This window comes from Micromonospora sp. CNZ280 (assembly GCF_011759515.1).
In genome coordinates this window covers 76,537-96,670 of the sequence record NZ_JAAOYP010000002.1, presented here as the reverse complement: position 1 = coordinate 96,670, position 20,134 = coordinate 76,537, and the positions used below count along the sequence as shown (strand labels likewise).

Here is a 20,134-nt window from a genome sequence, read left to right as displayed (position 1 = left end):
GGGAGGGGAGAGAGTCAGGCGAGGGTGAGGCCGGGGTCGGGGTCCGGGGCGGGGGGCGGGGCGGGGATCTTGTACTCCTCGGTCAGCGTGGTGACCGGGCCGGGCCAGGTGGCCTGGGCGACCTCGATCGGCTTGTGCGCGCCGTCGTAGGCGACGTGCAGCAGGTGCAGCACCGGGGTGTCCGGGCGGATCTGCAGGATCTCCGCCTCCTCCCGACTGGGCTGGCGGGCGCTGATCGTGTCGGTGGCCGAGACGTACCGCCGCCCGGTGGCCTCCTCGGCCTCCTGGTAGAGCGGCCGGCCGTACGCCTCGCCGCGTTCCAGCGAGGTGCCGGCGGCGTCGGCGGGCAGGAACCAGGAGGCGCCGACCTCGACCGGGGAGTCCTCGGTGCGGACCAGGTGCCGGCGGCAGACCAGTTCGGTGCCGTCGGGTACGCCGAACGCGTCGGCCACCTCGGGCGGGGCGGGGGCGCGGCCGACGGAGACCAGCTGCTGCTTGTACCGGGCGGCCAGGTCGGTGTGGTAGCCGCGGAAGCCGCCGTACCGTCCCCGGGAGAGCCGGTTGAGCCGCCGCCGGGTGCCCCGGACGTACGTGCCGGAGCCCGGCTTGGTGATCAGGATTCCCTCGACCCGCAGCTGGTCGACGGCGCGCTGCACGGTCTGTTTCGCCACCCCGAACATCTCGGCGATGGCCGGGATGGACGGCAGCCGCTCGCCCGGCCCCCAGTCGCCGCGCCGCACCTGCGCCTTGAGCTGCGCGGCGATCTGCCGGTGCGGGAACTCGGCCGCGCCCGGATTGATCTGCATGCCCGCCTCCTCGATCACAGCTAGGTTCCTAGGATGGCCTAGCGGGTGTGACCGCGCCACCCCGGACACGCCAGAGGAAATCCGTGGAGCGTCTGCAACGGCGTGGCCGGGGCGCTGCCGGTGAGGTGCGGCAGGGATGGTTCCGGTCGCCTCCCGCTCACCGCTTGGACGGCGCCGGTGCCGCACACTGGTCGAGTAGCCCGACCGCGGTAGTGAGGGGCACCGTATGGAGCGGACGAAGGACACGTCGGCCAAGCCTGCCGAGCAGCGGAGCCGGGTCGCCATGCTTGTCGGCGCCTTCATGGCAATTGGGGTGGCACTGGGCTCGGTCATCAGCGCACTGGCTTTCACGACCAGCCTCAACGCGAACGCGTATGGAGTCGATGACGACTCGTCGAAGCAGTTCGCTTACCAGGCAACCGTGCATAACGACCGCCTCGACCTGTTCAACGGTCAACTGCACGCTACGACCGACCGGCGAGTCAAGGTCACCGAGTGGTTTGACGTCCGTGTGCTGCTCTGCGGGCCCGCGAACACCGACGAGCGATGCGTCAGCCCAAGCAGGGTCGGGACCCTGCCGACCGATCCGGACACGGCTACTGACGTGCGGCTCGGCGGCCGGGTCGGGGTAACCCTCGCTGCGGCCGACAGCGCAGTGGAGGTCAAGAACCTGGTCAACTCGGAAGACAGCACCCAGCCGCTCACCGATCCGACCGACGCCGGCCTGTGGGTATGGGACGTGCGGGCGACCAGGCCAGGCGACTACGTCCTCCGGGCATCCGTGTTCGTGATGGCCGCCGACAGCAAGCACGAGCTCGTGCCGCGGGAGACGGTGACGATCCGCCTCAAGGTCGAGCGGACCGGCACCTACACCGCAAAGCAGGTCGGGCGTACGGTCGTGGATGTGACGAGGTGGTCGGCGCCCCATCTCGTGGCGATCGTGGTAGCGCTCGTCGGCGCCGGTGCCCTCACCACGCTGTTCCGCCGGTGGAGGAGTCGCCGGCGGTCAGAAAAGGACCCGCAGCCCACAGGGTGAACAGTCGTCTACGCCTCCTCAGATGGCACCGCCGGTCAGGACGGTCAGGCACGGATGGTCGTGGCAGCACTGATCTGAAGGAGCCAGATTCAGGCGGGCGGGCTACCAGGAGCCCGCGGTCGGGCCGGCCGAGCCGCCGCGGCGGCGCAGGTACTTCTCGAACTCCTGGGCGATCTCGTCACCGGTCAGCGGGGTGATGCCCGCGTCGCCGACCCGCTCCTCCAACTCGCGCACGTACTCGCCGAGTTCGGCGTCCTGCTCGGCGGCGCTGCGGACCCGCTGCTCCCACTCGGCGGCCTCCTCGGCCAGGTCGGCCATCGGCACCGGCAGGTCGAGCACCTCCTCGACCCGATGCAGCAGGGCGAGGGTGGCCTTCGGGCAGGGCGGGTTGTTGGCGTAGTGCGGCACGTGCACCCAGAACGAGACGGCTTCGACCTCGGCGCGGGTGCAGGCGTCGTGCAGCACCCCGACGATGCCGGTCGGCCCGTCGTAGCGGGTGGGCGTGAGCTGGTAGCGCTCGGCGGCCCGGGAGTCCGAGGCGCTGCCGCTGATCGGCAGGGGCCGGGTGTACGGCACGTCGGCCAGCAGCGCGCCGAGCAGCACCACCCGCTCGACCTCCAGGCTGTGGCAGATCTCCAGCACCTGCTCGCAGAAGGTGCGCCAGCGCATGCTCGGCTCGATGCCACGGATCAGCACCACGTCGCGCTCGGTGCCCTCCGGGCTGGCCACCATGAACCGGGTGGTGGGCCACTGCACCCGGCGGGTCTCGCCCTCGGCCATGGTGATGGTGGGCCGGCTGACCTGGAAGTCGTAGAAGTCCTCCGGATCCAGCTCGGTGACCTGCCGGGCGTTCCACACCTGCTCCAGGTGTTCGACCGCGGCGGTGGACGCGTCCGCGGCGTCGTTCCAGCCCTCGAACGCGGCGATGGCCACCGGGGACCGCAGCACCGGCAGTCCGTCGAACTCGGTCACGCCGTCACCTCTCCCTGCTGGTCGCGGACGGTGCCGGGGCCGCGCCCGGTGTCCCGCCGGCCGGGCACGGGGGCGCTGCTGTTGTCCTTCACGTCCGCCAGCCTACGTCCCGGGGCCGGGCGCGGCCCGGCGGCCGCGCCGGTCGGCAGGCGGGAAGCAACGGGCATAACGGATCAGATCAGACATGGTGATCCCGCTGACAGTATCTGGGACAGGGGTATGGGCCGCGACGTGGTCGGGGCGGGCACACTAACCTGAACGGCGTGCGGACTTCGTTGCTCGACGTACTGGCAGAGCGGATCCTGATCGCCGACGGCGCGATGGGGACGATGCTACAGGCGGCCGACCTGACCCTGGACGACTTCGAGGGCCACGAGGGCTGCAACGAGGTCCTCAACGTGACCCGGCCGGACGTGGTCCGCGGCGTGCACGAGGCGTACCTGGCCGCCGGGGCGGACTGCGTCGAGACGAACACCTTCGGCGCCAACCTCGCCAATCTCGGCGAGTACGACATCGCCCACCGGATCCGGGAGCTCTCCGAGGCCGGCGCCCGGATCGCCCGCGAGGCGGCCGACGCGTTCGCCACCCCGGAGCGGCCCCGCTTCGTGCTCGGCTCGATCGGTCCCGGCACCAAGCTGCCCACCCTCGGGCACGCCGACTACGCCACCCTGCGTGACGCGTACCGGGAGAACGCCGCGGGCCTGATCGCCGGCGGCGCGGACGCCCTGATCATCGAAACCTGCCAGGACCTGCTCCAGGTGAAGGCGGCGGTGGTCGGGGCTAAGCGGGCGATGGCCGAGATCGGGTCGAGGGTGCCGATCATCTGCCACGTCACCGTGGAGACCACCGGCACCATGCTGCTGGGCAGCGAGATCGGCGCGGCGCTGACCGCGATCGAGCCGCTCGGGGTGGACCTGATCGGGCTGAACTGCGCCACCGGGCCGGCGGAGATGAGCGAGCACCTGCGCTACCTCGCCCAGCACGCCGGGCTGAAGCTGTCGGTGATGCCGAACGCCGGCCTGCCGCAGCTGACCGCCGACGGGGCGGTCTACCCGCTCACCCCGGTCGAGTTGGCCGACGCGCTGGAGCGGTTCGTCGCCGAGTACGGCGTGTCGCTGATCGGTGGCTGCTGCGGCACCACGCCGGAGCACATCCGGGTGGTCGCGGATCGGCTGCACGGCGCCCGGCCCGGCCCCCGTGAACCCCGGCACGACGCCGGTGTCTCCTCGATCTACCACCACGTGCCGTTCGCCCAGGACGCCAGCGTGCTGATGGTGGGGGAGCGGACCAACGCCAACGGCTCCAAGGCGTTCCGCGAGGCGATGCTGGCCGCGGACTGGCAGGCCTGTGTGGAGATCGCCCGCAGCCAGGCCCGGGACGGCTCGCACCTGCTGGACCTCTGCGTCGACTACGTCGGCCGGGACGGCACGACGGACATGCGCGAGCTGGCCGGCCGGTTCGCCACCGCGTCCACCCTGCCGATCATGCTGGACTCCACCGAGCCGGCGGTGATCGAGGCGGGCCTGGAGATGCTCGGCGGCCGGTGCGTGGTCAACTCGGTCAACTTCGAGGACGGCGACGGGCCCGAGTCCCGTTACGCCCGGGTGATGCCGGTGGTCGCGGAGCACGGCGCCGCGGTGGTCGCGCTGCTCATCGACGAGGAGGGCCAGGCCCGCACCAAGGACTGGAAGGTGCGCGTCGCCGGCCGGCTGATCGAGGACCTGACCGGCCGCTGGGGCCTGCGCCGCTCCGACATCCTGATCGACGCGCTGACCTTCCCGATCGCCACCGGCCAGGAGGAGACCCGGCGGGACGGCATCGAGACCATCGAGGCGATCCGGGAGATCGCCACCCGCTGGCCGGGGGTCAACTTCACGCTGGGCATCTCCAACGTCTCGTTCGGGCTCAACCCGGCCGCCCGGCAGGTGCTCAACTCGGTCTTCCTGCACGAGTGCGTGCAGGCCGGGCTGACCTCGGCGATCGTGCACGCCAGCAAGATCCTGCCGATGTCGAAGATTCCCGACGAGCAGCGCGAGATCGCCCTCGACCTGGTCTACGACCGGCGGCGCGAGGGCTACGACCCGGTGCAGCGGTTCATCGAGATCTTCGAGGGCGTGGACGCCGCGTCGGCGCGCGCCGGCCGGGCCGAGGAACTGGCCGCGCTGCCGCTGGACGAGCGGCTCAAGCGGCGGATCATCGACGGCGAGCGCAACGGCCTGGAGGCCGACCTGGACGCCGCCATGGCCGGCGGCCGGACCCCGCTGTCGATCATCAACGACATCCTGCTGGACGGGATGAAGGTTGTCGGCGAGCTGTTCGGCTCCGGGCAGATGCAGCTGCCGTTCGTGCTCCAGTCCGCCGAGGTGATGAAGACCGCGGTGGCGTACCTCGAACCGCACATGGAGAAGGCCGACGACGGCGGCAAGGGCCGCATCGTGCTCGCCACCGTGAAGGGCGACGTGCACGACATCGGCAAGAACCTGGTGGACATCATCCTGTCCAACAACGGCTACGAGGTGGTGAACATCGGCATCAAGCAGCCGATCACCGCGATCCTCGACGCCGCCGAGGAGCACCGGGCCGACGCCATCGGTATGTCCGGGCTGCTGGTCAAGAGCACGGTCATCATGAAGGAGAACCTCGCCGAGATGGCCACGCGCGGGGTCGCGGAGCGCTGGCCGGTGCTGCTCGGTGGGGCGGCGCTGACCCGGGCGTACGTCGAGGACGACCTGCGGTCGATGTTCCCCGGGCAGGTGCACTACGCCCGCGACGCGTTCGAGGGGCTGTCCCTGATGGACCGGGTGATGGCCGCCAAGCGCGGCGGCGCGCCGGTGATCGACGCGGAGCGGGAGGCGGCGCTGGCGGCCCGGCGGGCGCGCCGGGAGCGGCAGCGGGCCATCGTCAGCGAGTCGCTGCCGGAGCTGGACGACGCCTCGGTCCGCTCGGACGTGGCGACCGACGTCGAGGTGCCCACGCCGCCGTTCTTCGGCACCCGGGTGGTCAAGGGCGTGCCGCTGGCCGACTACGCGGCGCTGCTCGACGAGCGGGCCACCTTCCTCGGCCAGTGGGGGCTGCGCGGCGCCCGGGGCGGCAAGGGACCGTCCTACGAGGAGCTGGTGGAGACCGAGGGCCGGCCGCGGCTGCGCTACTGGCTGGACCGGCTGATCGCCGACAAGGTGCTGGAGGCGGCCGTGGTCTACGGCTACTTCCCCGCCTACGCCGAGGGCAACGACCTGGTGGTGCTGGACGAGAACGGGCACGCCGAGCGGGCCCGGTTCTCCTTCCCGCGCCAGCGGCAGGAGCGGCGGCTCTGCCTGGCCGACTTCTTCCGCCCCCGGGGTGAGCAGCTGGACGTGGTGGCCCTGCAACTGGTCACCGTCGGCCAGCCGGTCAGCGAGTACGCGGCGAAGCTGTTCGCCCGCAACGAGTACCGCGACTACCTGGAGGTGCACGGGCTGTCGGTGCAGCTCACCGAGGCCCTCGCCGAGTACTGGCACAAGCGGGTCCGCGCCGAGCTGGCGCTGCCGGGTGGCCGTACGGTCGCCGACGACGACCCGGCGGACCTGGCCGGCCTGCTGCGCACCGACTACCGCGGTTGCCGGTACGCGTTCGGCTACCCGGCCTGCCCCGACCTGGAGGACCGGGCGAAGGTGGTGGAGCTGCTCGGCGCCGAGCGGATCGGGGTGCAGCTGTCGGAGGAGTTCCAGCTCATGCCGGAGCAGGCCACCGATGCGATCGTGGTGCACCACCCGGAGGCCAGCTACTTCAACGCCAAGTGATCAGCGCAGGTGCCCTGACCTGCAGTGCAGCACCTGGAACGGCTCTGATTCGCATGATCAGGCCGTCTCCAGGCCGTCCAGGGTCTGCGGGTCGTCCGCGAAGGCGTGGTCGATTGCGCGACGGGTGCGGTCCTCGCTGGCTGGCAGCAGGTGCGTGTAGATCCGGAGGGTGAAGCCGGGGTCGGAGTGCCCCAGGTACGCCGAGAGGGCCTTCACGCTTTCGCCGGCGTCGAGCAGGACCGAGGCGTAGGTGTGCCGGAGCACGTGCATGCCGTTGTGCCGGTTATCGGGGACGCCCGTGGCGCGGATGGCGGGCTTCCAGACGCCCGAGTTGAAGCCGGTTCGGCTCAGCGCCGTTCCGGCCGGGGTCGTCAGGTAGAGCGTCACGGTCCGCGGCTCGCCGGTCGAGGTGCCCCAGGGAAGGGTGACGTCGACCGGCGGGTACCGCTTGGCGTGCTCGGTTAGTCGGCGTTACACAGACTCCGGCAGAGGGACGTCGCGGACCTTGCCGCCCTTGGGCTGCGCGAAGATCAGGCGTCCCCGGACGAGCTTGACCTGACGAGTCACGTGTAGGACGGGCCGGGCCGGGTCGATGTCGTCCGGGCTGACGCCGAAGATCTCACCCTGGCGCAGGCCGCAGCCGGCGCCCAGGTCGACGGTGACCCGGTAGCGGTCGGCCAGGGCGGCGCGGAAGCGGGCGCGTAGGTCGTTGGGCCACGGGACGACCTTGGGCGCTTGGTACTTCGGTGGCCGGATCGTCTTGACCGCGAACGGGTTGCTGACCACCTTCCGGTCATCGACGGCCGCGTTGAAGATCATGGAGACGTCGTTGAACAGGACTCGGCGGTAACTGGCCGCCAGGCTGACCTTGACCTATCTCTACCTTGCGAACCTTAATTGCGAGACGAAGCCTGAAAGCAGGCACCACATGAGGATGCAGTCAGCCTCATTTAGGAAAAAGCTCAACTGCGACGACGCGGTCAAATCCCAGCCGCCATATCCGTGCTGCTTTCGACGGACTCAATGTCATGTCTGCCTTTCAGGCAGTCAATGACTGCCGCAGACATGTCGGGGGATAGCTGTTGGAAGATTGTCGCTATAGGGGGATTGGGTTGACCGGCCCCAACGACAGTCGCAAGCAGTTCCACGGCTAGAGCGCGAGTCTCCGGATGGACATCTGCTAGTTGTCCCCAGCCACGAATCAGTTCCGTGTTGAACTCGCCCGCAGCAGGGTCGTTGATGAGCCACAGCCATGCATCAGCCAGGGGGTCAAGAAGGCCTAGCTCACCTGGAGTACCGGAACGGGTATTGAGATGGCCTGCCCTATGCAGCCACTCGGGATCGAGAAGCCCCGTCAGCGCGATGGTTCTCTCATACTGGGGCCATTGCTCAACGACCGAAAGCACCCTAGTCAGTCTCGTCCTCTCAGCATGAGAACGCAATGCATCTTGTACAGCTAGTCGGACTGCAGCGGTCTGCGCTCGACTAGCAACGCGACGCAACCGCACGACGGCAACGGTGAACGAATTGTCGCCAACCTTGCCGCCACAGAGCCGGGCTACTTCGACGAGATTTCGGCTGCCGCCGGCCCAATCGTAAAGGCGCTTCTGTAATGCCTGGCCGACGTGCGGATCCTCAAGCAGTCCAGCGAGAGCCGCATAAGCCCGCCGATTCTGATCACGATTACCGCTCAACAAGTTGAAGAGCACATCAATTGCGGATACCCATCGATGGCGGGATGCTAGGCGATGGACCACTTCGATAAGCCGACGGCTCTCAGCGCTGTCAGTAGGCTTGCGCGCTGACATGTCGGTGATCCAGGAAAAGAGTGCCTTTCTAAGGTTGGGCCTTTGCTCCCAAATATAGTCAACAACTTCGTCGTGGTCCGTACCTCGGGCCGATAAATAAATCCGGTCGCCGATTCGGCGCGCCCCTACCTTGGCGAGCTGTTGACGTATGTCGGCACCCTCAAGTGTTCTCGTAGGATCAACCGCTATACCAAGTTTCTCACTCAGAGCGCCGGCCTCTTCCGAAAGCGTTTCAACCGTTGCTCCGCCCAGAACCGCTGCGGCTATGAGCAGAATTCGCTCGCCCGCACTACCCGGTGCCTCTTTGGCGAGATGGTCAACAATGTATCGATTCCAGCGCTTCCATGACGCGGCAAAGCGCAGCAGTTCCTCTTGCGATTCCGCATGCGCGCTTATGTCAAATGCGAGGCCAACGCCGTAGTCTGGCGGGGCATCGCTGTCCTTCAACGCCTCGACGATCCCCGCTAGAGCCTGGACATCGAGGAGCTCCCCTCCAGGCATTGCAGTGCGTCGCGCCTGATAATCCAACCGGACCCGCACAACTTCGAGGACCTGAGGTTGGCCAATAGGCGCCGTAATGTCGGCAAGTTCGTCGGCGTACTGTTGCCAGACTGCGGTGCTTGCGATGACGACTAGCTTTGCGTTCACCGCCTCCAGTTCGTGGCCATAATCACGCAGATTGGCGGCAAAATCGTCGGACAACTCCTCCGCGTAAGTAATGTCAAGCAAGTACCGAGCATTACCTTCTCGCGGGAGATCACGAAAATCATGCTCTCCCCAGGTCACGTTCAGCCTGTGAACGGGCTGAGCAGTACCGAGACACAACAGCGACAACGCACAGGTTTGCCGCCCGGTGCGGGGCTCCCCCATCAGCACAACTGCGCCCGCGCCATGCCCGCGCCAAAGGATATGTTCTGCCCGCTCATAGCCTTGCGGTGGACTGAAGGCATGAACGGCGGCATGAACGTCCCTGGAACTGATCACTACGCGCGGCACTCGAGCACGCACGTAGGTGACGTTCAAATCACGGCGTGCCTGGAGGATTGTTGCATTAGGGCCAGCTTCGGCGATCATTGCCCCAGCATCGGCACCGGAGTTGTCGTCACCTTCCACTGCTTTGCCCGAAATGTATTGCTCCGTTGATGTCTCGGCCGGCCTGAATAGAAATACCGCCCTCGGCCACCGTGGCAGTCATTGGACCGCTACTCGGCGCTGTCGATGAAGCCTCCTCATTGCAGAAGTCTCGGCGGATGGCGGGCCCGAACGCGGCTTCCACAATGGTCGGAAATTCTCGTAGCGACCTGGACAGATCCCAGCCGTCTCGAACCTGGATATCAAGACCGGGCCTCGCCGCCCGAAGTTCAATCAGGTCGGCCTCAATGTCTTTCGCGTCGACGATGCATGCCACAACCACGATGAAACTAGTGACGACGAACGGTTGCCGGACCTCGAACGCCGTGACCGCGCGTCGCAGGGCAGCTCCGTTGAATTGCGCCACACGCTTACATTGGTATGCGAAATACGTCATGCCGTCATCGGTGGCAATCACATCCCGGCCATCGTCAGCCCGGCCGGACCTGCCGTACAGCCGGGCCTCCCGGTGGCCGTCCACCAAAGTGGCGACCTCTGCAATGAGCGCCTCGAAGTCATACGGCGACATGGCCTCAAAGGGCAAACGGCTCGGTCTGGGGCGCGCAAGCGGCGCGTATCCTCCCGGCGGCACGGCCAACGCAGGTGCAGGGTCGAGGGAGTTGAATAGGCGTGCCTGCTCAGTATCGGGCAGATCGAGCTGTCGGCGTTGAGGCGTCACTAGTGGATTATCGGCTGAAACCCCTACCGCAACAGCAAGTCGCTTGTTATCTGTCACTATCCCGACACTTACTGTGCTAGTCCTCGCGGTGGTGCTACGTCGCGGCCTGCATTCGCTACCCGGACCGACGGACGATGCTAGGTCACCCAGTGCAGCAGGGGAGTGCAGCAACCGACGACACCAGGCGGAACCACGGTGACCACCGCCAGACCCTCGACCCGCGGTGCGAGGCGGACGGCACCCCGTTGCCGATCTCTGGGGGACAAGTGGGCTTCGCGACGATGATGGAGCCCAAGATCATGCCGTCTACAGGCCGTCTGAGGGGAACCAGCGGTGACCAACGACGACGAACGACGGCAGCTGTCGATGCAGGTCAGCGGCCTTTCAGTCCGGTTGGCGGTGGTATGCCGATCACCGTTCACATTGCAACGCCAAGTGACGCCTCACCCCGCCTGAGAGAGACCACCCGCGCGGCCGAGCCGTGGGCGAAACTGTCCCGGCGTGGTCTGCGGTGGGCGCTGGACGGTCCCGTCAGGGCTGGAATAGTTTCCAGTGCCCCTCGGAGACGACCTGGGCGTCGCCGTCGACCACCCTGATGGCGGTCTCATCGTCGATCGCGTACGTCGGCGCAGGAATCCGTGCCGCCCACCTCGCTGCGTTGGCCAAGGAAGCGTCGGGGTGGTTCGGGTGCTCCAGGTGCGGGATCACCGCGAAGTCAACGAGTCCCGCTCCCTGTCCCGTGACCAGGATTCTGTCGAGGTCACCCTGGGGCGAGGCGAACACGACGTCCTCCGACTTCAGCGGTCCATCGTTCCCGCGTGGCGGTTCGTCGTAGGTCTCGACGAAGGTGGAGGCAGCAGCGATGCTCCCGGCGCTCACGCCCACGTAGACCGCCTCGAAGCGCAGCGTCGGCAGGAGACCGGTCAAACCGGAGCGCCGCATCCAGTTGGCGAGAAACAGGGGGTCGCCGCCCCACACCAACAGTGCGTCGGCGTCCCGGACCGTTGGCACCCAGGTAGCCTCCTCGATGCTCGGCAGCGCCGTCAGCTCCAGGACCCCCAACGATTTCCAACCCAATTCACACAACGGCGCTGGAGCCTTGCCGCAGATCGCCCGCCACGCCATGCCGGGCCCGCCGGGGAAGGAGTAGACGGCGGTGGGGATAAAGAGGGCGTTGGACTCGGCGATCGGTTTGCCCAGCAGGTCAACCAGCGCGTCGTGGATGCTGCTGTTCTTGATCCCGGCCGATGTGAGGAGAGCTCTCATGTTCCTACCTTCCTGAGTGGTCCAGGTAGGGGACGGTAGCGGCTGGGTCGGACGTTGGGTCGATGTCGGCTTCGGGTGGTTGCCCCACAGGCACAGTCTGTCCACGGGCGCAGGACGGTGAGGTGCTCCGAACAGCGCCGGTCAGCCGATGGTCCACTTGCCACGTCCGGTCAGACTGGCAGTGTGAGACGGGACACAGGCGTGCGGGTCGTAGCCCTGGCCGTCTGCGTCCTGCTCTCCGCGGAGATCGGCGGGTGGCAGGGCTGGCGGAACGCGACGGTGGACCCACCCGCACCTCCGGCGGTCTGCCCGCTCATCCGGTCGGCGGTGTTCGACCTCCTGGTTCCTGCGCGCGGTGCCCTGCGAACCGGGGAGCAGAACGGGCCCGGCCTGCGCTCGAACTACTGCCTGGCCGAGAGCGTGTCCACGACGGAGGGCGCACGCGCCGAGCTGTGGGTGTCCCTCGGGCGTTACGGGCGGCACGAGGGCCGTGGCCCGCGTTGCGTGGACCGAGATGGGCTGCTGACGGTCGTCAACAACGAGAATCATCCCGTTGCGCTCGGCGACCGCGCCGTCTACTTCGTCGCGGGCGACCGCGAAACTGGCCGGCGCGTCAACTTCTCGGCGTGCTTCGGCACCTACGGAGTGCTGGTCGAATACGAGGCGACCGGCGCCGCCGATACGGCGATGGTCGCCTCGGCCACCACCGTCGCCCAGGAGGTGCTGTCGTGGCTATGAACGGCCCCCCGTTTCCGTGGATTCCCGTTCCGGGAGACCTGCGACCCCGTGGCCTCGACCGCCGAATGCTCGTGCGGCAGTGGCTGCTGGCTGCTGCGGCGGTGTCCCTCATCATCGCCGCCGGCGTGGTCGCGTGGCACGTCGGCCGGCTGGCGGCACCCACGATCGGCAGGTGGCAGATCACCATCACCGACCAGACGAGGGACGCACCACCGCTACCCGACCTGCCGGCATCTCCGTTCGCGCGGTAACCGCGGCGTCGATCGGGAGCGAGTGCCTGCGATGCCGTGGCGTCGGGCGGCGGCGTCGTACCCGGTGTCGGGCCGGGTTCAGGCGATGAGCAGACGGAGGCCGAGGTCTACCGCGTCGAGATCGACGAGGTCGCGGTTACGTTCGGCCCACCGACCCGAGGCGAGGGCGTCACGGAGGCGGCGCACCGCCCGCTGCTCGGCCTCCGGCCCCACTCTGGCCCAGACCGATACTCCGCGACGGACATCCTCGTCCAGGTACGCCTCGGGTCGGCGCCAGTGCGCCTCGAAGAACCCGTCGACGCAGTCCCACGGAATGAGCACCGGTTCGACCCGGGCCTCGACCGCGTGGGCCAGGTCGGTCAGCGGAGGTCGGCCGACCAGGAGGTCCGCGACCTCGGGCAGGTAGTCACGAGTGAGCCAGAACCGGTGACGCCATCCGCTGTCAGTGGTGTCGTGCGTGAACACCACCACGCGGCGAGCGACGCGCCGCATCTCGCGCAGGCCGGCGATCGGGTCCGGCCAGTGATGGACGGAGGCGACCGCCATCGCTGCGTCGAAGGAGTCGTCATGGAACGGCAGGTGCTCGGCGGATGCCGCCAGGCACGGCGCCGAGTCCGCGGGACGCTGCGAGCGCATGAGCGCCGACGGTTCCACCGCGAGGACGTGCCGGTCCGGGGGCTCGTAGGACCCGGTGCCCGCCCCGACGTTCAACACCGTCCGGGCATCGCCGAGCGCGGCCCAGATCCGCGCAGCGATACGCGGTTCGGTGCGGCGGGTCACGGTGTAGGTGGCTCCGATGGTGTCGTACAACTGCCCGGTGGTCATGACTCGGCCTCTCTGGTCGGTTGCCGCCGTTGTCCCCGCACGCCCCGCGGCCTGGCTAGGCGTATCGATGACCGGTGTTCATTCTCGGTCGCTGGCCGGTGGAGTGGTAGGCCACGCCCCGATCCCACAGCGAAGCCTCAGGAAGCGGTGCCGCACAGCTCGCGTCGCTCGGGCACTGCTCGAGGCCGGCCGACCGGTAGGCGCTCGGCGATGTATCCATCGATGTTCATCGCGACGAAGTACTGTGTCCGGGTCATCTGCGGAGGCTAGCGGCGGCCTGCGACGGAATCCCGACGAGCGGACGGCATCGGTCGAACCGCGACCGGCGGGTGTCTGGCGCAGCGGGCGATCCGGCGGCGGGCAGCGTGCGGCGACTGCTCCTACGATGACCCGGTGCTGATCATCGACTGGCTCTCCGGGGTTTGGCCGCGGACCCGGGCGGTACGCGTCCTCGACGGCGGTCTGGACGGCGGGCCGCTGGCGGAGCGCGCCGTGCTGGCCGAGACGCGCGACCCGGCTCGGCTGGCCCGGATGCGACGGCTCACCACTGTCGGCCGGTTCACCGGTGACGTCTGTCGGTGCCTCGGCGGGCCCACCCTGGCCCTGTACGACGCAGCGGACACGCTGCTCGGCAGCGCCACCCTGCATGGGCACGGCAGCGTCTCCTGGGAGCGGTCCACGTTCGCCGACGACCTCGAGGTCGCCGAGCCTGAGGCGTTGACGCTGTTCCTGGCCGAGTGTGGGGTGACCGGGCTGCTGGTCGACCTGCTCGGCCCGCTCGTGTCGGCCCTCGGCTACGACGAGCCGCCGGACGGCCCACAGTTCCGTCCGGCCGGGGCTTCGGGGGTGCTGGCCGCCCGGGAGGTGCCCGAAGTGCTCCGCGACGACCTGGTCGCCGTCGCCGGCGACGACGCCGCGCAGCTTCCCGAGGACCGGGTACGCGGCCTCGCCGAGCGGTTGACCAGTGTGGAGCCGGATCCGGTGGCCCGGGCGGGTGCGTTGCTGAACTGGCTGGGCCGGCTACCGTTCCCGACGGAGGCGTTGTGGGGTGAGGGCGTCCTGGTGCGCCGGCTGCTCGCGGCACTGCCCGAGGGCGACATCGTGGCGGCGACGGCATCGGGTACGCCGGTTGCGGTGCTCGGCGCGGTGAACTGGGCGGCGCACCAGCCGGACGACCGCGCGATCGCCGCCGCCATCACGCCTACGCTGCTCGGCTGATCCACTGCGGATTTCCGTCACCCCGTGACCGGGTTCGGCCGTCGCCGGGCGGGACCCGGGGGAAGCCCGGCAGGCTGTGGGGCGTGACGATTCGTACGGTGGCCATGACCTCAGGTGGTGGTCGCATGATCCAATTCCCGGGCAGGGTTGAGTGATGGCCGCTCAGCTCCGTGCTCGTCTGACCGACTGGACCGTGATCGTGCCGCTGCTGGCGGTGCTGCTGCTGATCCTGACCTGGGGACGCGAGCTGTCCGGCCCGCTCGTCGTGGTGGTGGCCGCCTTCCTGGCCGGCGCGGTGCTGGCCGCCGTGCACCACGCCGAGGTGGTCGCACACCGGGTGGGGGAGCCGTTCGGCTCGCTGGTGCTCGCCGTGGCGGTCACCGTCATCGAGGTAGCCCTGATCGTCACGCTGATGATCAGCGGCGGGGAGAAGACCCAGTCGCTGGCCCGGGACACCGTCTTCGCCGCCGTGATGATCACCTGTAACGGGATCCTCGGCCTGTCGTTGCTGCTCGGCGCGCTGCGTCGGGGCGTGGCGGTGTTCAACTCCGAGGGCAGCGGCGGTGCGCTGGCCACCGTGGCCACCCTCGCCACGCTGAGCCTGGTGGTGCCGACCTTCACCACGAGCCGTCCCGGCCCGCAGTTCAGCCCGGCGCAGCTGGCCTTCGCCGCGGTGGCCTCGCTGGCGCTGTACGGGTTGTTCGTCTTGGTGCAGACCGGTCGGCACCGGGACTACTTCCTGCCGGTCACCAGCGAGGGCGCGGTGATCGAGAGCGACGGGCACGCCGCCCCGCCGTCGACCCGCAAAGCGCTGCTCAGCCTCGTGCTGCTGCTGATCTCGCTGGTCGCGGTGGTCGGTGACGCCAAGTCGGTCTCCCCGACGATCGAGGCCGCGACCGCCAGGGCCAACCTGCCGCACTCGTTCGTCGGCGTGCTGATCGCCCTGCTGGTGCTGCTGCCCGAGACCCTGGCCGCGGTGCGCGCGGCGCGCCGGGACCGGGTGCAGATCAGCCTCAACCTCGCCCTCGGTTCGGCGATGGCCAGCATCGGGCTGACCATCCCGGCGATAGCGCTGGCCATGATCTGGCTGGAGGGGCCGCTGGTGCTCGGCCTCGGCGGCACCCAGATGACCCTGCTCGCGCTCACCGTGGTCACCGGGGTGCTGACGGTGGTGCCGGGGCGGGCCACCCTGTTGCAGGGCGGCGTGCACCTGGTGCTGCTCGCCGCGTTCGTCTTCCTCGCCGCCAGCCCCTGAGCCGGCGCTGCCGCGACCGGCGCTGCCGTGCGGCCCCGGCGCCAGTGCACGCGACCCGGCGCCGCCGCGCGTCACCCGCCGTCGAGGCGGTCGGCCCGGGTGTGCAGGTAGCGCTGCTGGGCCAGGTTGGTCGACCGGGCGGCCGCCGCCCGGTAGGCGTCCCGGGCGGCGGTACGGTCGCCGAGCAGTTCCAACAGATGCGCGCGGATGGCCGGCAGGCGGGCGTCCGCGCCGAGCCGGCCGTCGGCGGCCAGCGCGTCGACCAGCGCGAGTCCCGCCACCGCACCCTGGCTCATCGCCACCGCCACCGCGTGGTTGAGCGCCACCACCGGGCTGTCGGAGACCTGCCGCAGCACCTCGTACAGCGCGGTGATCTGGGCCCAGTCGGTCGCCTCGGCGCTGGGTGCCTCGTCGTGCACCGCGGCGATCGCCGCCTGCACCTGGTACGGCCCGACCCGGCCACGGGGGAGCGCGGCGGTGACCAGGGCGACGCCCTCGGCGATCTGGTCGGCCTTCCACCGGCTGCGGTCCTGCTCGGCCATCGGCACCAGTTCGCCGTGCGGGCCGGTGCGGGCCGGTGCCCGGGCGTCGGTGAGCAGCATCAGCGCGAGCAGCCCGGTGACCTCCGGATCGTCCGGCAGCAGCCGGTGCAGCAGGCGGGTCAGCCGGATCGCCTCGGCGGCCAGGTCGGCGCGGAGCAGCGCCGGCCCGGCGGTGCTCGCGTACCCCTCGTTGAAGATCAGGTAGAGCACGTGCAGGACGGCCGCGAGGCGCGCGGCGCGCTCGGGCCCGGCGGGCATCGCGAACGGCAGGCCGCTGTCCCGGATGCGCTGCTTGCCGCGGGTGATCCGGCGGGTCATCGTGGCCTCCGGCACCAGGAACGCCCGCGCCACCTCGGCGGTGCTCAGCCCGCCGACGGCGCGCAGGGTGAGCGCGATCTGGGCGGCCGGCGACAGCGCCGGATGGCAGCACAGGAACAGCAGGGTGAGGGTGTCGTCGGTGTCGGCCGGCGGGCGGTCGGCGGCCGGGGCCAGCCGCTGCTCGGGCAGCACCCAGCGGGCCACGGCGTCCTCCCGCCGCTGCCGGGCCTGCTCGCTGCGCAGCAGGTCGGTCAGCCGGCGGGACGCCACGGTGATCAGCCAGCCGCGCGGGTTGTCCGGTACGCCGTCGCGCGGCCAGCCGGTGGCCGCCGCGATCAGCGCCTCCTGGGTGGCGTCCTCGGCGGTGTCGAAGTGGCCGTACCGGCGCACGAGCGCGCCGAGGACCTGCGGCGCCAGCCGGCGCAACAGGTCCTCGACACGCTCCGCGGGCATCGCCGGTTCAACCGTCCAGGTCGGCGATGCCCTCGGCGACCGGCCGCACGTCCACGTACTCGCCAGGGGCGTCCGGGTTGACGAAACCGGCGGCGATCTCGGTGGCCCGGTCGAAGCTGTCGCACTCGACGATGGTGTAGCCGGCCAGCACCTCCTGCGTCTCCGGGTACGGCCCGTCGGTCACCACCGGCAGCCCGCCGCTGACCTGGACCCGGCGGGCGTGCACCGGGGCGACCAGCCCGCGCGCGTCCACCAGTTCGCCGGACTCGGCCAACGTCTGGTGGATCTTCCCCAGGTGGGCGTGCATCGCGGCGACGTCCTCGGCCGACATGGGTGGCCTGTCGGCGGCGGGCCGGCCGGCCATCGCGTCGTAGTCGCGCTGGGAGCCGTACAGCAGGATCATGTACTTCATCTCGCATCCTCCTCGTCGGCGCCGGTGCGGCGCCGCTCACCGGAGACGTCGGCACCGCCCGCCGGTTCCGGACACCGGGGGTGGAGCCTACGTCCGCGGTACGGGTTCGCGGCTCGATTACCGTAGACGCATGACGATGTGGACGATGCTCGGCGGGGTGGCGGTGCTGATCCTCGGGGCGTTCGCCTGGGTCGGCTGGCGGGACCGCCGGCGGCTCAGCGGGCCCGACGACACGCGCGCCGACCGGGAGGCGCGGGCGGGGCAGCACGCCTCCGAGGTGCAGCGGCACGCCTCCCCGGGGCAGGAGTGGTCGGCGCGCAACGACACGCACGGGCCGGTATGAACCCGCGGGGCGGTGGCGCCGTAGGTCACGGCGAGGGCATGAGGGGGTTGCCGTCGGGGTACCGCACGGGCATCGCCGACGCCGGAAGGGCACTGTGACGGCACGTTCGCACCGGCGGTCACGCGGGGCGCTGGCCGGGCTCGTGGTGGCGCTGGTGGCGACCGCCGGGTGCTTCGTCGGCGGGGTGTCCGAACCGGAGGAGCCGGCGCCGCGGCGGCCCGGTTCGTCGGCCTCGCCCGGCGCGGAGCAGACCCGGGCGGACGGCACCACCAGCGTCGCCGAGTTCCAGCAGGACGTCCGCGACGCGCAGAGCATCGCCGAACGGTACTGGGCCGAGCAGTTCCGGGCCTCGGGGCAGCAGTTCCGGCCGGTCCGGCGGATCATCCCGTACCAGCGCGGCGGCGAGGTGACCTGCGGCGGGCAGGAGATCCCGCGCAACAACGCGGTATACTGCTCGGCCGGCGACTTCATCGCCTACGACGTGCGCTGGTCGGTGGGGGCGTTCCGCCAGGTCGGCGACGCGTTCGTGTTCTACCTGCTCGGCCACGAGTACGCGCACGCCATCCAGGTCCGCCTCGGCATCCGCTACAGCTTCACCATCCAGCAGGAGCTGCAGGCCGACTGCATGGCCGGGGCGTACCTGGGGGACTCGGTGCGCGCCGGCGCGCTGACCCTCGACGAGGGCGACCTGGACGAGTTCCGCGACGGGCTGCTCGCGGTCGGCGACGACCCCGACCAGCCCTGGTTCGCGGAGGGTTCGCACGGCACCGCCGAGCAGCGCACCGAGTCCTTCTTCCGCGGCTACCAACGGTCCCTGGCGGCCTGCGACCTGGGCTGAGCCGGCCGGGTCAGCCCTCGCCCCACCACTGGCTCACCCGCACCGACGCGCCGCCGCCGTTGTCGCCGAGGTTGGGGTCGTTGAAGGAGAAGATCACCCGGGGGTTCGGGCCGGCGCTGTAGTAGAGCATGCAGCCGCTGTCCGTGCCGACCGGGAACCACTGCCCGGGGCCGTAGAAGAGGCCCGTCTTGAGCACCAGCATGGACCCGTCGGTGACCTTGGCGATCAGCGCGTACCGGAGGGCGTCCGGCGCGGGCCAACCGCTGCCGCCCGGGGGCCACTCGCCGGCGATGGACTTCTGGGTGCCCCAGTGGTCGATGCGGATCTTGCCCTGCGCGGACACCCGGAGCACGTCCCGGTCCAGGATGCCCACCGGAGTCGGCCACACCGTCTGCCGGTTGCCCGGCGCGGACCAGGGCTGGTCGTCGATGTTCTGCGGCGGAGCCAGGTCGTAGCAGCGGTCCAGCGGCAGGCTGGCCGCCGCGGCCGGGGCCGCCGGCCAGAGCGCGGCGGTGGCCGCGAGGACCACCACGGTGCACCGGGAGAGCAGGGATCGGACGCGCATCGGCGACCTCCTCAGGCGACGGGCCGACGCGGCGGCGGCCGGCTGCGCCCAGTCTGCGACCGGGCCGCAAGCCCGCCGCCCGGGCGCGGCCGGAGCCTGGTCGCGGGGCCGACCGTCGGACAGGTCACCCGGACGGCACCTCGGGCCGGCAGCCGTACGGGAAGTTGAGAGGATCGCCGGGTGACCGCTGATCCGCTGCCCAGCCGCCATCCCGCCGCCGTGCTCTTCGACATGGACGGCACCCTGGTCGACAGCGAGAAGCTGTGGGACGTCGCGCTGCACGAACTGGCGGCCGAGTACGGCGGCACGCTCTCCGATGCGGCCCGCAAGGCGATGGTCGGCACCAGCATGGCGGCGTCGATGCGGCTGCTGCACGACGACCTGGGCCAGCCGGAACGCGACCCGCAGGTCAGCGCGGCGTGGATCGACGCCCGGATCCTGGAGCTGTTCCGCACCGGGCTGCGCTGGCGTCCCGGCGCGCTGACCCTGCTGCGCGCGGTCCGGGCGGCGGGCATCCCCACCGCCCTGGTCACCTCCAGCGGTCGGCCGCTGGTCGAGGTGGCGCTGGACACCCTGGGCCGGGACAGCTTCGACGCGGTGGTCTGCGGCGACGAGGTGGACGCCACCAAGCCGCACCCGGAGCCGTACCTGACCGCCGCGCGGCTGCTCGACGTGCCGATCGCCCGCTGCGTGGCGATCGAGGACTCGCCGACCGGGGTGGCCAGCGCGCTCGCCGCCGGGGCGGCGGTGCTCGCCGTACCCGCCGAGGTGCCGATCGCCGCGACGGCCGGCGTACACCAGGTGGCGAGCCTGACCGCCGCGGACCTGGAGCTGCTGGCCGCCCTGCTGGGCGAACCGCCGACCGGATGACGCGACGGAGGGGCCCGCCGACCGGCGGG

The 20,134-nt window shown here is 70.2% G+C and carries 19 protein-coding genes and 1 pseudogene; 9 read left to right on the top strand and 11 right to left on the bottom strand.

The genetic code is table 11. The features are described from left to right. Positions 1 to 14: 14 nt before the first annotated feature. A complete protein-coding gene (locus FHX32_RS15360) occupies positions 15 to 806 on the bottom strand; it encodes a GntR family transcriptional regulator (RefSeq protein ID WP_167182990.1) in 792 nt (263 codons plus the stop codon). 226 nt (positions 807 to 1,032) lie between these two features. On the opposite strand from FHX32_RS15360, the gene FHX32_RS15355 reads away from it, so the two are divergent. Beyond that, on the top strand, positions 1,033 to 1,842 hold the full coding sequence (locus tag FHX32_RS15355) for a hypothetical protein (RefSeq protein WP_167182987.1): 810 nt from the start codon (positions 1,033 to 1,035) through the stop codon (positions 1,840 to 1,842). Between the two features lie 102 nt (positions 1,843 to 1,944). On the opposite strand, the gene FHX32_RS15350 is transcribed toward FHX32_RS15355, so the two are convergent. Next, on the bottom strand, positions 1,945 to 2,814 hold the full coding sequence (locus FHX32_RS15350) for a PAC2 family protein (RefSeq protein ID WP_167182984.1): 870 nt from the start codon (positions 2,812 to 2,814) through the stop codon (positions 1,945 to 1,947). Positions 2,815 to 3,077: 263 nt separating this feature from the next. On the opposite strand from FHX32_RS15350, the gene metH reads away from it, so the two are divergent. Next, complete coding sequence (gene metH / locus FHX32_RS15345; protein WP_486481116.1) at positions 3,078 to 6,593, top strand: methionine synthase; 3,516 nt, start codon at positions 3,078 to 3,080, stop codon at positions 6,591 to 6,593. Between the two features lie 57 nt (positions 6,594 to 6,650). Here the strand turns inward: metH and FHX32_RS15340 are convergent, their stop codons facing one another. The 5 genes from FHX32_RS15340 to FHX32_RS15320 all read right to left on the bottom strand — a co-directional run bounded on the left by FHX32_RS15340 (position 6,651) and on the right by FHX32_RS15320 (position 11,477). Then, positions 6,651 to 6,980, bottom strand: a complete 330-nt coding sequence (locus FHX32_RS15340; RefSeq protein WP_167182981.1) for a tyrosine-type recombinase/integrase — start codon at positions 6,978 to 6,980, stop codon at positions 6,651 to 6,653. A gap of 84 nt (positions 6,981 to 7,064) precedes the next feature. Beyond that, positions 7,065 to 7,412, bottom strand: coding sequence for a site-specific integrase (locus FHX32_RS15335; protein WP_167182978.1), 348 nt, complete (start codon positions 7,410 to 7,412; stop codon positions 7,065 to 7,067). Between the two features lie 161 nt (positions 7,413 to 7,573). Continuing rightward, positions 7,574 to 9,514: a hypothetical protein gene (locus FHX32_RS15330; protein ID WP_167182975.1), complete on the bottom strand. Its 1,941-nt coding sequence runs from the start codon at positions 9,512 to 9,514 to the stop codon at positions 7,574 to 7,576. Next, entirely contained in the window at positions 9,504 to 10,061 is a 558-nt protein-coding gene (locus FHX32_RS15325) for a PDDEXK family nuclease (protein ID WP_167182973.1), read from the bottom strand. Before FHX32_RS15325 ends, FHX32_RS15330 begins: the two co-directional genes overlap by 11 nt. 681 nt (positions 10,062 to 10,742) lie before the next feature. Beyond that, positions 10,743 to 11,477, bottom strand: coding sequence for a Type 1 glutamine amidotransferase-like domain-containing protein (locus FHX32_RS15320; protein ID WP_167182971.1), 735 nt, complete (start codon positions 11,475 to 11,477; stop codon positions 10,743 to 10,745). A gap of 327 nt (positions 11,478 to 11,804) precedes the next feature. Between FHX32_RS15320 and FHX32_RS15315 the strand changes: the two genes are divergently transcribed. Both FHX32_RS15315 and FHX32_RS15310 read left to right on the top strand, forming a co-directional pair. Beyond that, positions 11,805 to 12,215, top strand: coding sequence for a hypothetical protein (locus FHX32_RS15315; protein WP_167182969.1), 411 nt, complete (start codon positions 11,805 to 11,807; stop codon positions 12,213 to 12,215). Between the two features lie 65 nt (positions 12,216 to 12,280). Further along, positions 12,281 to 12,466, top strand: coding sequence for a hypothetical protein (locus FHX32_RS15310; RefSeq protein WP_109902358.1), 186 nt, complete (start codon positions 12,281 to 12,283; stop codon positions 12,464 to 12,466). A gap of 78 nt (positions 12,467 to 12,544) precedes the next feature. Here the strand turns inward: FHX32_RS15310 and FHX32_RS15305 are convergent. Then, a pseudogene (locus FHX32_RS15305) lies at positions 12,545 to 13,279 on the bottom strand (class I SAM-dependent methyltransferase); the annotation flags it as partial. Positions 13,280 to 13,684: 405 nt separating this feature from the next. On the opposite strand from FHX32_RS15305, the gene FHX32_RS34510 reads away from it, so the two are divergent. Both FHX32_RS34510 and FHX32_RS15295 read left to right on the top strand, forming a co-directional pair. After that, on the top strand, positions 13,685 to 14,509 hold the full coding sequence (locus tag FHX32_RS34510) for a hypothetical protein (protein ID WP_208418808.1): 825 nt from the start codon (positions 13,685 to 13,687) through the stop codon (positions 14,507 to 14,509). Positions 14,510 to 14,663: 154 nt separating this feature from the next. Next, positions 14,664 to 15,764, top strand: coding sequence for a calcium:cation antiporter (locus tag FHX32_RS15295; protein WP_167182964.1), 1,101 nt, complete (start codon positions 14,664 to 14,666; stop codon positions 15,762 to 15,764). Positions 15,765 to 15,835: 71 nt separating this feature from the next. On the opposite strand, the gene FHX32_RS15290 is transcribed toward FHX32_RS15295, so the two are convergent. After that, positions 15,836 to 17,077 carry a DUF6596 domain-containing protein gene (locus tag FHX32_RS15290; RefSeq protein ID WP_167182961.1) on the bottom strand — a complete coding sequence of 414 codons (1,242 nt, stop codon included), beginning with the start codon at positions 17,075 to 17,077 and terminating at the stop codon, positions 15,836 to 15,838. A gap of 7 nt (positions 17,078 to 17,084) precedes the next feature. Beyond that, complete coding sequence (locus FHX32_RS15285) at positions 17,085 to 17,489, bottom strand: YciI family protein (RefSeq protein WP_167182958.1); 405 nt, start codon at positions 17,487 to 17,489, stop codon at positions 17,085 to 17,087. Positions 17,490 to 17,619: 130 nt separating this feature from the next. On the opposite strand from FHX32_RS15285, the gene FHX32_RS15280 reads away from it, so the two are divergent. Then, on the top strand, positions 17,620 to 17,832 hold the full coding sequence (locus tag FHX32_RS15280) for a hypothetical protein (protein WP_167182955.1): 213 nt from the start codon (positions 17,620 to 17,622) through the stop codon (positions 17,830 to 17,832). A 94-nt stretch (positions 17,833 to 17,926) separates the two neighbouring features. After that, the gene (locus tag FHX32_RS15275; protein WP_167182952.1) at positions 17,927 to 18,670 is read left to right on the top strand and encodes a neutral zinc metallopeptidase; all 744 of its coding nucleotides are present in this window, start codon (positions 17,927 to 17,929) and stop codon (positions 18,668 to 18,670) included. Between the two features lie 10 nt (positions 18,671 to 18,680). On the opposite strand, the gene FHX32_RS15270 is transcribed toward FHX32_RS15275, so the two are convergent. Continuing rightward, positions 18,681 to 19,235, bottom strand: coding sequence for a hypothetical protein (locus FHX32_RS15270; protein ID WP_167182948.1), 555 nt, complete (start codon positions 19,233 to 19,235; stop codon positions 18,681 to 18,683). Between the two features lie 219 nt (positions 19,236 to 19,454). Here FHX32_RS15270 and FHX32_RS15265 point away from each other — a divergent pair, with 219 nt between their 5' ends. Then, positions 19,455 to 20,105 carry an HAD family hydrolase gene (locus tag FHX32_RS15265; protein ID WP_167185957.1) on the top strand — a complete coding sequence of 217 codons (651 nt, stop codon included), beginning with the start codon at positions 19,455 to 19,457 and terminating at the stop codon, positions 20,103 to 20,105. The last annotated feature ends 29 nt before the right edge of the window (positions 20,106 to 20,134 follow it).

Coding starts and splice junctions, on each gene's coding strand:
- FHX32_RS15360 (WP_167182990.1), bottom strand. CDS start 806: ATGCAGATCAATCCGGGCGCGGCCGAGTTCCCGCACCGGCAGATCGCC.
- FHX32_RS15355 (WP_167182987.1), top strand. CDS start 1,033: ATGGAGCGGACGAAGGACACGTCGGCCAAGCCTGCCGAGCAGCGGAGC.
- FHX32_RS15335 (WP_167182978.1), bottom strand. CDS start 7,412: ATGATCTTCAACGCGGCCGTCGATGACCGGAAGGTGGTCAGCAACCCG.
- FHX32_RS15325 (WP_167182973.1), bottom strand. CDS start 10,061: ATGTCGCCGTATGACTTCGAGGCGCTCATTGCAGAGGTCGCCACTTTG.
- FHX32_RS15320 (WP_167182971.1), bottom strand. CDS start 11,477: ATGAGAGCTCTCCTCACATCGGCCGGGATCAAGAACAGCAGCATCCAC.
- FHX32_RS15310 (WP_109902358.1), top strand. CDS start 12,281: ATGCTCGTGCGGCAGTGGCTGCTGGCTGCTGCGGCGGTGTCCCTCATC.
- FHX32_RS15295 (WP_167182964.1), top strand. CDS start 14,664: ATGGCCGCTCAGCTCCGTGCTCGTCTGACCGACTGGACCGTGATCGTG.
- FHX32_RS15290 (WP_167182961.1), bottom strand. CDS start 17,077: ATGCCCGCGGAGCGTGTCGAGGACCTGTTGCGCCGGCTGGCGCCGCAG.
- FHX32_RS15285 (WP_167182958.1), bottom strand. CDS start 17,489: ATGAAGTACATGATCCTGCTGTACGGCTCCCAGCGCGACTACGACGCG.
- FHX32_RS15280 (WP_167182955.1), top strand. CDS start 17,620: ATGACGATGTGGACGATGCTCGGCGGGGTGGCGGTGCTGATCCTCGGG.
- FHX32_RS15270 (WP_167182948.1), bottom strand. CDS start 19,235: ATGCGCGTCCGATCCCTGCTCTCCCGGTGCACCGTGGTGGTCCTCGCG.